This window comes from Mucilaginibacter sp., from assembly GCF_039921305.1.
In the GTDB taxonomy this organism is placed as follows: Bacteria; Bacteroidota; Bacteroidia; order Sphingobacteriales; family Sphingobacteriaceae; genus Mucilaginibacter.
The window spans coordinates 25,855-35,806 of record NZ_JBDSCA010000069.1 but is presented as its reverse complement, the minus strand read 5'-3'; the positions used below and the strand labels follow the sequence as shown (position 1 = coordinate 35,806).

The following is a 9,952-nucleotide window of genomic DNA, read 5'->3' as shown; positions in this document are numbered from 1 at the left end:
ACCGCCGTTATGATGGCTCCTATACGACGCCCTTTATATACCGAACCCTGACCTCCAGTGCGCATTGCACCCATGTTCTCTAATCCTTCGGTTATCGTAAATACTTTGCTCATGAAAATTCTGCGTATGCTATTGTGGTAATCAACCACTGTAGGCACTTTATGTTTGATTTATGTAATGTGGATGTTTCGTTAAATTCTGAATGAGGCATTTATAGGGTTGAGCCGTGTCAAACATCATTTACCGTTTATTATTCACTATTCACCGTTTTAATGGCGGTTTTTACCGACGATCACTTTGACTTCAATAACGGAGCCGCTATATTAGTTGAATGTATCATCACTACCTGAAATTTTTTCTCAAGTACACGGCTTTTCCTGGGCCATTTTTAATTTCGCGGCTGACTTCAGCCTTTATAATCAGGCGAAAAAGCCTGGCATCAGAATCTTTTACAATCTTTAATACCTGTCCGTGGACATCAATGAGTGAAGGCTAAGATCGATTACTTAAATTCCATTTAACCGAATTAAAAAATAAAGTGATGATAAAACTAAGTCCGTATTTAATTTTTAAAGATAATTGTGAAGCTGCATTTCATTTTTATCAAACAGTTTTTGGTGGTGAAATTTTATTCATGGGACGCTATAAAGATGTACCTGAAGAAACCAGGCAATGGTTTCCGGGTTCCACTGATGAACAGATCATGCATGCCACTTTACAAATTAACGCAGAAACCGTTTTAATGGGCAATGATAGTGTCGAAGCTTATGAGAAATCAAAAGGCACTTTTACAAATAACTTTTTCCTTTATATAAATACCGAAAGTCAAGCGGATGCTTATCGCATATTTGATGAATTATCGGCGGGAGGAAAAATAACGATGCCTATAAGTCAAACTTTTTGGAGCACACATTATGGAATAGTGGTTGACAAATTTGGAATCAATTGGAAAATCACATTTGATCCCGATCAAAAATAACAACAAAGCAATTGTGTAATAAGCGGCCAGGTTAAAAGCCACGCTGATGATCTGGATGTTTGTAAAAAAGCGTAAAGAAGCCAGCCTTTCGTTTTTAAAAGTATCTTACTCACTTTATAGTGATCAACAATTTATTATAAAGATAAGTAGTATCACCGACTCCTCAAATCAATGTTGTTAGCATAATCTCGTGCTATTATCATAATAATCAAACGTGCTATAATTATAATGATCGAATGGGGGGCTGAGCCGCAAGATTTAAAATCGGGGGAATTTCAAGATTAAGGTTGATTTTTTAATATCAAGCCAAAGCCAATAGGTTGCCGTTTTCTTATAAACGGTAACCTATGTTGTAAAAGAAAAGTCGATGTACCAGCTTTGTTTCGCTTCGTCGCGGGCTTTTGTAGAGCCTCTTGGAAGGAGATTGGTCTTTTTTTCCTTGAATAATTTGGGTGTTGTGTAGGTGATTTCTGCCGTTTCCATGGCATGCAAATTCACATGCTGTGGCAGAGTTTTGTCAGAGTAAGCACCTGGTTAGTAGCTAAATAGCTGACTACCAGGTGCATTAAGTGTCTGAGTGGAGAATATCGGAGTCGAACCGATGACCTCTTGCATGCCATGCAAGCGCTCTAGCCAGCTGAGCTAATCCCCCGTTTTGGTTGGGATGGCAAAAGTAGTAAAAAAGTTTTTCCGGGCAAATTTAGTTTTACAAATTGTTATAAAACAGTAAAGCCTCCTAATGGGTTTAAAGGGCTTTTTGTTAAGTTGTTGAACAATTTCTTTTTCTGCATAAGGTTAAGGCATCGAACTCGCTTGTGTTTGATTCACCTTAAATGTGTACAATCTGCCTTTTCAAAGATGAAATTGTCGAAATCCACTTAGTAAGGAAAAAAAGCAAGGTACAAGCAAGAAAAGTTTGTCATATTTTGCCCTATAAGCCTTCAATAATTTAATTGGGTTCGGGAATCAATTTGGGTTGATGGATCCCTTTTTTTTCATAGACCGCTTTATTCATCTCAAAATGGATTTTCGACATCCAGTTTAGGTAGGCTTCAATGGGTTCAAGCCCGATTTCCTTCCGCCTTTTATTCACGGTCAAGCTATCGGCCAACCGCTTGGGGGTCGCCTGGCAGCTATTCAGGTTATAGGTCACTTGTGTACCGTAGAGCTGCTTCCTGCCAGTATTGATCCTGACGCGATCTGTCAAATAAGCGAAATTCTTCGCATCCGCATTTTGCCGGGCCACATGTACCTGCATCGCTGCTAATATTTTTTCCTGGAAAGCGACATCATGGTCGCAGTGCTGTGTCATCAGCCAGAAATGGTTACTGCCCATTTTGCCCACGAGAGCATAGCCGGGAAACCCATACCTGTCAAAAACGTTTTGAAGCCGACGTTCATTAGAAGCGAAAACACTATCGCTATAATTCGCCCGTTCTGTGTCGTTCATGTCTTTAACCCTGCCCAACCGCGGGCCCGCCGCTGTTTGGTCAAGTTCAGCCCATTTTGCCAGGCTGTCGGCCAATGGCTGATTAATTGCTTTTTGCTGCGCCTGTGCGCACCACAAACCTAATAACCAAAAAGTGGTGAAAAGTAATTTTTTCATTGGCCGGCAGCTTAAAGGACAAAAGTAAAAATTATTTAGCCTAAATGACAACTGTTTTACAACTGCGCAATTTTGATATTTGGGTCATTTGCTCAACCGTATCCAGGCCGTTGGGAAGCTAGGGGCTCCTTCAGGAATCCTGTTTCGTACATCATTCCTGAAGGGCCAAATTTGCCCTAGCCGGTTTTCAGGCATTTGAATAGGGTAGTTGGTTCCCTGTTCAGTATTTTGTTATCAAAAAAATGGCTAAAAAACGACACCATTATAATTCTAAAACGTCTGTATTTTCGGTAGGTACTGTGCCGTTCTGGATTTGATCAGGCATGCCCAACCTTTTCAGGCGGCTACGTAAAAAAATACTTTATTCTGATATCACGTTCCATAATTCAACTATACTTCGGTTTTCACCATGATATCTTCCTTGAAATGTGGTTGTCCCTTACCGGTGGTGATTAGGTTAAATAAGCTATGCTGTAGAAAATAGTTCCAGCCTTTGAAGCAGTCCTTGTAACATTCACTTTCCGGAACTAAACCAACATGTGTAAAATGGACCTGTGTTTTGCCGTCTTTTTTAGAAATTTCAAAACGGACCTGGGTACCGGTCCATTCGGTTTTATCTTCAAGAAAACTGAGATGACTTTCGGTAACCAACCAAACTACCTTTTCGTTCAATATTACTTCGGTCAATTGTTGTTTGGAATAGTGCATGTCGGCAAAGCGGACCTCAAATTCATCATTTAGTTTTTCCGAGTGTCCTTTAAAATCCTCAGACCACCAGGCGCGGATATTATTAATAGCATTGAATACTTCTTCCGGGCTTTGATTTACCGATAAGGTTGTTGTAAAATCGTGTGTTTTCATGCTTGATTTTGGTTTTAATGTTTGATCTTCCATTTATCTGCTAACTCGGCATTAAAACCGTCAGCATTTTTGGGGTTAGGTTTTCCTTTGCCTGTGGTAATTAAACTGTATAGGCTATTTGTAATATAGTTCCCCCAGGCATCGTTACAAACTTTATAACACTCATATTCCGGTACCAAGCCTTCGTGTGTGAATTTAACTTTTGTCTTACCATTTTCCGAAGTAATATCGAAGATGAGTTTAGTGCCTATCCATTCTGTCTTATCTTTTGTAAAGCTGAACTGATTGTCCAAAACTTCGTAAACCAGTTTTTTATCCGGTATCATTTCTACGAGTTTCATTTTACAGATATGGACATCTTTGTAGTGATAAACAAATACATCACCCAATTTATCTGTTCGGCCTTCTATTTCTTCAGACCACCAGCCGCGAAAGTTTTTGATTGCTTCGAAAGCTATTTTTGGATTCTGCTCCACTAAAATAGAGGCGGTATAATTTTGTTTTTCCATATGATGTTGTTTTAAATAGATTGCTTTGACCGGATCTTTTGTTACGGTCAATTGCTTTGGGCTATTGTTCCAATTCGACAATAATAATGCGGTCAACAGGATAGTTGTAAAGTTTGATGTGATCATACATATTGTTTTTAGTTTGGTAATTTGCCGTTTAACAGTGCTTCCAATTTTTTAAGTTTCAAAGTCCAGAACTCATCGAAATAGTTCAACCAAGCCTGTAATTCTTCGAACCCATCCTTTTTTAGTGTACAATACCGTTCCCTGCCTATATCCTGAATGGAAATAAAGCCGGCTGTTTCCAATATTTTAACGTGTTTGGAAACGGCCGGACGGCTCATGTCGAAATTGTCCGCCAGATTATTAATGGTCAGGCTATCCTCCGAGAGCAATATCAACATCTTGCGGCGGCTGGGATCTCCGATGACCTGGAAGGTATCAAGCGTTGGTATGGCCATGAGCTCCAGCGTTTAAAAGTTTGTCGATGTTCTGGAACTTCTCCAACCAGCCATGCATAAGGCCGTGGTACATATCCAGGTTTTCTGCCCTGTCAAAGCCACGATGATCCAGGAACACCTGCGTACCATTGTCTTTAGATTCCAGTCGCCAGGTCACCACGGATTCCAGCGTGATGCTACCTGCGCCGGGGCCGCAGTTCCAGGAGTAGCTTAATGTTTTTAAGGGTTCAATGTTTAGTACCTTGCAGTAAAAGATGCCATCGAAATTTAGGTTCGCTTTTGCGCCGGTACGAAATTGAAATTCATGCCCCATTACCGGCTCGAAATTGTTTTTCATGAGCCATTGCCCCATGAGTTCGGCGTTAGTGAGGTATTCCCATACCGTCTCAACGGGGTGGGCGAAGAAGTACTGGTGTTGAATAACTTTTGTCATATAGGTAACTTTAAGGTTACTCAAATATATAAGTAACTTCTGGGTTACGCAAATATATTTTACTTTTTTTACTAATGGCTTGCCGGTCAACCACCGCCCGTATCCCAATACCTTAAAGTGCCGAAAGAAACAATACTGGAGTAATAAATAATAAGGTATGAACTTAACCGCGAAGGGACCCTGGCGTGCGTGATTATCTTGATAGATTCTGCAACGAGGCCAACCAACTTAAAAATTAGCCAAACAAACTGAAAGGGACAATAATATGCAAGCTATCAGCCCGACTTCTATCTGGTTCTTCTAACCTATTAATTTTAGGTGACTGATCAGATAGATAAAGATTTACTGCGGGCAATTACTTCCTGGTAATAGCTTTCGTAAATGGGGAGTATCAGGCTTAGGTCAAACTCTTTGGCGCGGGCAAGAGCGTTGGTTTTAAAGGTTTCCAGGCGTTTGTCATCCTCTAAAATATAGATGGCTTTAGCAGCCATAGTGTCAATATCGCCCGGGTCGCACATAAAACCGGTTACGCCGTCAATATTTAACTCGGGCAAACCACCCGCGTTTGAGCTTACTACGGGTACGCGGCAAGCCATCGCTTCTAATGCTGCCAGTCCAAAACTTTCGGATTGTGATGGCATCATAAATAAATCGGACACAGATAGAATCTCTTCGATAGCTTCCTGCTTACCTAAAAACCGAACGTTATCGGTAACTTCCAGATCACGACAAAGCTGTTCGCATTCTGAGCGTTCGGGCCCGTCACCAACCATCAATAATTTGGATGGGATGATTTTGCTGATGATGGCGAATATCCGCACCACATCCTGTGTACGTTTAACTTTACGGAAGTTGGACGTATGTACCAATATCTTCTCGCCGGCAGGGGCAATAGCTTTTTTGAAATGATCTTTAGCTTTCATACTGAAGCGTTTAAGATCGATAAAGTTGGGTATAACGCGGATCTCGTTGGTTATTTCAAAAAATTTCAGGGTGTCATCTTTCAAATCCTGCGAAACAGCGGTAACACCATCGGATTTATTGATGGAGAAGGTAACTACGGGTTTGTAGGTACGGTCTTTACCAACCAGTGTGATATCGGTACCGTGCAGGGTAGTTACTACCGGGATATGGATACCGTAAGTCTCTAATATTTGTTTAGCCATGAACGCTGCCGAAGCATGCGGAATGGCGTAGTGTACGTGCAAAATATCCAGTTGCTCAAACCTTACCACATCAACCAGTTTACTGGCTAAGGCAAGCTCATAAGGTGGAAAATCAAACAGCGGGTATTTGGATATAGATACTTCGTGATAATATAGATTTTCGGAAAAGAGATCAAGCCTTGCGGGCTGGTTATAAGTAACAAAATGTACCTGGTGGCCATTATCAGCCAAGGCTTTACCTAATTCGGTAGCAACAACGCCGCTGCCGCCAAAGGTTGGATAACATACAATTCCTATCTTCATTTGATATGATGGGTTTAGCATTAACCATGCACCGCGTACATAGTTTTAATAATCGAAGGTAAATCCATTATTTACATTTAATGTGAACGGTATGTAAAAATTAAAAGCGTGACAAATTAGTTACAGGGAGGAAAAGTGCGAGAGGTAAGAATCAAGAATCAAGACGAAGTAGCATTGTATTAGTGCGGTTTTTGATAATATTTATTTTAACAGCAAACTGAATGGCAAAAGGTATAAATCCCAAAAAAATCAAATAATTCGCAACAATTGCAAAAAATGTTATCAATATTAAAAAGACTAACTCTGTTATAAAAGATATAAAATAGGTGAACTTGATTGTTGGTTGGTTAATGTATGTGATATATTGGAATGTGCCCTTGTCAAGTCTTAAATAAGCTTCATGTTTCGATACCCAAGTCAAACCTGTGCTCCCATTATCAAACGATATCGTATTGTCCGTCCTTCTGATAATTCTATACCCGTTCTCAAATAGTAAAGAATGTGTAGTACCAAGCATTTCTTTTGAACTTAAATTTGTAGCTCGTCGTATTTGAAACTTCCAATATATGTCGTCCATAACTTATACTTTCAGCGATTTTAATCTACAGCCGCAAACTTCAAGCAAGAAGGATTTCCAACAATGATCTTAGTATCGGTATAAGTTAATTTTCCTGTAGTTTTGTTGATCCGGAAAACATAAACATCATCGCTGTTTTGGTTGGCTACCAGTAAAAAATTGCCTGTTGGGTCTATCACAAAATTGCGGGGCGTTTTACCCATGCTTGATGTTCTGTCTACCAGTGCCAACGCTCCGTTTTCTCTGTTGATCCTGAAGGTTTCTATCTCGTTCTCACTTCCGCGATTGGTGCTGTAAAGGTATTTACCATCGGGCGAGATATGGATATCGGCCGCGCCTATTGATCCCGAAAAACCATCGGGTACGATGGTGGTTGAAGCCAACTTTTTCAATTGACCGTTGTTGTAAGCATAAGTGTAAATATCACCACCCATCTCGTGTATCAGGTACATGAATTTATTATCCGGACTAAAAGCGATATGCCTTGGGCCATCACCACCTACAGAAGCAACGAACGCGGGTTGCGCTGGAGTTAATGGTTTAGCTGCCGATGGGTTGTACTTCATGATGTTCAGTTTATCGGTACCTAAATCGGTATACAGCAAAAACTTCTCATCGGGCGATAATACCGCTGTATGCACATGCGGCTTTTCCTGGCGGCTTTTGTTCGGGCCCGTACCTTCGTCTTGTATATTCTGTGATGGTTCGCCTAAAGAGCCGTCTGCTTTAATAGGGAGAACAGTTAAGCTACCGCCAGCATAATTTGCCACAAATACATTCTTATTGGCTTTATCAACCGAAATATAGCATGGACCTGCGCCTATTGATGGTTGTTTATTGATCAGCGTTATTTTACCCGATTTAGCATCGAATGAAAAAGAGCTTACACTGCCTGTACGATCAGAGCCTACCTCGTTAACGGAATAAATAAACTTACGATCGTTAGATATCGCGATATATGATGGATTGTTAATGCCAGTTACCTTATCCTGGTAAGTTACCTTGCCGGTTGTGGTATCAAAACGGTACACATAAATACCTTCACTTTTACCTGTGGTGTAAGTGCCAATAAGCAGGTTGTAAGCTTTACCTTGAGCAATGCTTATCGCCGGGAAGGCCAGCAAAAGTAATAAGAGTATCTTTTTCATAGTTGGATAGCTATCTTGGTGGTGCAAGTTAATAAATCTATATCCAACAAAAAACCTCCTGTTTTTGGCAGGAGGTTTCGATGTTATTTTATTAAGTGTTTCAGTTGGATAACTTCTTGTTCTTCAAGATATCTCCAGCGTCCGCGTGGTAAATCTTTTTTGGTTAGGCCGGCGTAAATAGCACGGTCAAGCTTTACAACATCATAACCTAAGCTCTCGAATATGCGGCGTACAACACGGTTTTTACCGCTGTGTATTTGTATGCCAATTTCGCGTTTTGATGCGCCGGTTACGTAAGCTACCGAATCTGGTTTAATTAAACCATCTTCCAGTTCAATACCGTAGCCAATTTTGTTCATATCACCTTGTAGTAAGCTTTTATCTAACTCAACATGGTATAATTTGCTGATGTTGCTTTTTGGATGCGATAGTTTGTCGGCTAAGTCACCATCATTGGTCATTAGCAATAAACCTGTCGTATTACGGTCAAGGCGGCCAACAGGATAAATACGTTCTTTGCTGGCTTTTTCAACCAGGTGCATAACGGTGCGGCGCTCTTGTGGATCTTCGGTAGTGGTGATGTAGTCTTTTGGTTTGTTCAATAAAACGTAAACCATTTTCTCACGTTTCAAGGTTTCGCCATTGTAACGTACTTCGTCTTTATATGGGTCAACTTTGAAACCAAGTTCAGTAATAACTTCGCCGTTTACTTTTACAACACCGGCAACAATTAGCTCATCTGCCTTGCGGCGAGAGCAAATGCCCGCGTTTGAAATGTAACGGTTAAGCCTGATCTTACCTTTATCAGTATCCTGCGTCGATTTTTTACGACCACGCATGGTTCTATCAGGCTGTACATCAGCTTCGGAAAAACCTTCGCGTGTTGAACGTTGCGGTGGTTTTACAGTTCTTTTTGGTTCCCTATTATATGGTACTGTTTTTTTGTCTTTATTGTCGTCTTCTTTACGGGCGCGGAATGGGCGTGAATCTGACCCGGCTGCCGTAGTAGATTTGCCTTTGTAGCCACTACCTTCTTTTTTGAAGCCACCTTCGCGCGGTGGGCGGCTATCGCCACCTTCCCTGGTCCCGTAAGGTTTACGGCTAAAGCTTGGTGCATCGCCGCTTGCTTTTTTGAAACCGCCTTCGCGTGGAGGGCGAGTATCTGATGATGATGAATCTCTGGTTCCGTATGGTTTGCGTTTAAAATCTCCTGATCCTTCTGGCTTTTTGTAACCACCTTCGCGTGGTGGGCGGCTATCGCCTGTATCACGTGTTCCGTATGGCCTTTTACCAGCTCTTGATGACTCGCCGGATTTTTTAGAACCACCTTCGCTTTTGAAACCACCTTCGCTTTTGCCGCTCTGGTTAAAATCTTTGGTCCCGTAAGGAGATTTTTTGAAACCTTCGCCACTTGGCTTGCTGAAGTTTTTGTTAAAGGATTTTTTTTCGCCTGTTGATTCGCCTCCGAAAGATTTCTTTGGGCGGTCGCCGTCGCCTTCAAACTTTTTAGGGCCTGATGCTGAACGTGGGCGTGAAGATGATGTTGATCTGTTTGATTTGTCGGGTCCGCCGGTTGAAGACCTGCGGGATGAATTGGATTTGTCGTCGCGACTATTTCCTGATTTTTTAAATGCCATTATTTAAAGTTTAACGCTGTCACAGCGGGGCTACAAAATTATAACATTTTAACAACAACGGCAAGTAAAAGTTTGGGTGCCATTTTAGGCAGAATACGGGTGTTGGCTGTTGCCGATATGGCAAAAAAGCCCCCGAAACGGGTGGGTAATTTAGCAAAATCTCATTTTTTTTACCCCTGCAAAAATCACCGCTTATGATGCTTTCAAGTACGATTTTGAACCGAAAACGCTCTTGGTAAAAGCCTTGATTTTAAGTAAAAGGTTGACATCGT

At 41.2% G+C, this 9,952-nt stretch carries 9 protein-coding genes and 1 tRNA gene; 1 reads left to right on the top strand and 9 read right to left on the bottom strand.

Going from position 1 to position 9,952, the window contains the following annotated elements:
• Positions 1–541: 541 nt before the first annotated feature.
• On the top strand, positions 542–979 hold the full coding sequence (locus tag ABIN91_RS19905; protein ID WP_348053200.1) for a VOC family protein: 438 nt from the start codon (positions 542–544) through the stop codon (positions 977–979).
• A gap of 578 nt (positions 980–1,557) precedes the next feature.
• On the opposite strand, the gene ABIN91_RS19900 is transcribed toward ABIN91_RS19905, so the two are convergent.
• From ABIN91_RS19900 to ABIN91_RS19860, 9 genes are all read right to left on the bottom strand, one after another.
• A tRNA-Ala gene (locus ABIN91_RS19900) sits at positions 1,558–1,631 on the bottom strand.
• 297 nt (positions 1,632–1,928) lie between these two features.
• Complete coding sequence (locus ABIN91_RS19895) at positions 1,929–2,585, bottom strand: DUF6624 domain-containing protein (protein ID WP_348053199.1); 657 nt, start codon at positions 2,583–2,585, stop codon at positions 1,929–1,931.
• Between the two features lie 390 nt (positions 2,586–2,975).
• Complete coding sequence (locus ABIN91_RS19890) at positions 2,976–3,446, bottom strand: SRPBCC domain-containing protein (RefSeq protein ID WP_348053198.1); 471 nt, start codon at positions 3,444–3,446, stop codon at positions 2,976–2,978.
• Positions 3,447–3,460: 14 nt separating this feature from the next.
• A complete protein-coding gene (locus ABIN91_RS19885) occupies positions 3,461–3,955 on the bottom strand; it encodes an SRPBCC domain-containing protein (RefSeq protein WP_348053197.1) in 495 nt (164 codons plus the stop codon).
• A gap of 137 nt (positions 3,956–4,092) precedes the next feature.
• Entirely contained in the window at positions 4,093–4,416 is a 324-nt protein-coding gene (locus tag ABIN91_RS19880; RefSeq protein ID WP_348053196.1) for a metalloregulator ArsR/SmtB family transcription factor, read from the bottom strand.
• Complete coding sequence (locus ABIN91_RS19875; RefSeq protein ID WP_348053195.1) at positions 4,397–4,873, bottom strand: SRPBCC domain-containing protein; 477 nt, start codon at positions 4,871–4,873, stop codon at positions 4,397–4,399. Before ABIN91_RS19875 ends, ABIN91_RS19880 begins: the two co-directional genes overlap by 20 nt.
• 302 nt (positions 4,874–5,175) lie before the next feature.
• Positions 5,176–6,318 (bottom strand): N-acetyl-alpha-D-glucosaminyl L-malate synthase BshA, encoded by a 1,143-nt coding sequence (gene bshA / locus ABIN91_RS19870; protein ID WP_348053194.1) that lies wholly within the window; start codon positions 6,316–6,318, stop codon positions 5,176–5,178.
• 597 nt (positions 6,319–6,915) lie between these two features.
• The gene (locus tag ABIN91_RS19865) at positions 6,916–8,043 is read right to left on the bottom strand and encodes a lactonase family protein (protein WP_348053193.1); all 1,128 of its coding nucleotides are present in this window, start codon (positions 8,041–8,043) and stop codon (positions 6,916–6,918) included.
• 83 nt (positions 8,044–8,126) lie between these two features.
• Entirely contained in the window at positions 8,127–9,680 is a 1,554-nt protein-coding gene (locus ABIN91_RS19860; protein WP_348053192.1) for a pseudouridine synthase, read from the bottom strand.
• Between the last annotated feature and the right edge of the window lie 272 nt (positions 9,681–9,952).

Bases quoted from the DNA above. Each gene is read 5' to 3' on its own strand.
- ABIN91_RS19905 (WP_348053200.1), top strand. From the start codon at position 542: ATGATAAAACTAAGTCCGTATTTAATTTTTAAAGATAATTGTGAAGCT.
- ABIN91_RS19895 (WP_348053199.1), bottom strand. From the start codon at position 2,585: ATGAAAAAATTACTTTTCACCACTTTTTGGTTATTAGGTTTGTGGTGC.
- ABIN91_RS19890 (WP_348053198.1), bottom strand. From the start codon at position 3,446: ATGAAAACACACGATTTTACAACAACCTTATCGGTAAATCAAAGCCCG.
- ABIN91_RS19885 (WP_348053197.1), bottom strand. From the start codon at position 3,955: ATGGAAAAACAAAATTATACCGCCTCTATTTTAGTGGAGCAGAATCCA.
- ABIN91_RS19880 (WP_348053196.1), bottom strand. From the start codon at position 4,416: ATGGCCATACCAACGCTTGATACCTTCCAGGTCATCGGAGATCCCAGC.
- bshA (WP_348053194.1), bottom strand. From the start codon at position 6,318: ATGAAGATAGGAATTGTATGTTATCCAACCTTTGGCGGCAGCGGCGTT.
- ABIN91_RS19865 (WP_348053193.1), bottom strand. From the start codon at position 8,043: ATGAAAAAGATACTCTTATTACTTTTGCTGGCCTTCCCGGCGATAAGC.
- ABIN91_RS19860 (WP_348053192.1), bottom strand. From the start codon at position 9,680: ATGGCATTTAAAAAATCAGGAAATAGTCGCGACGACAAATCCAATTCA.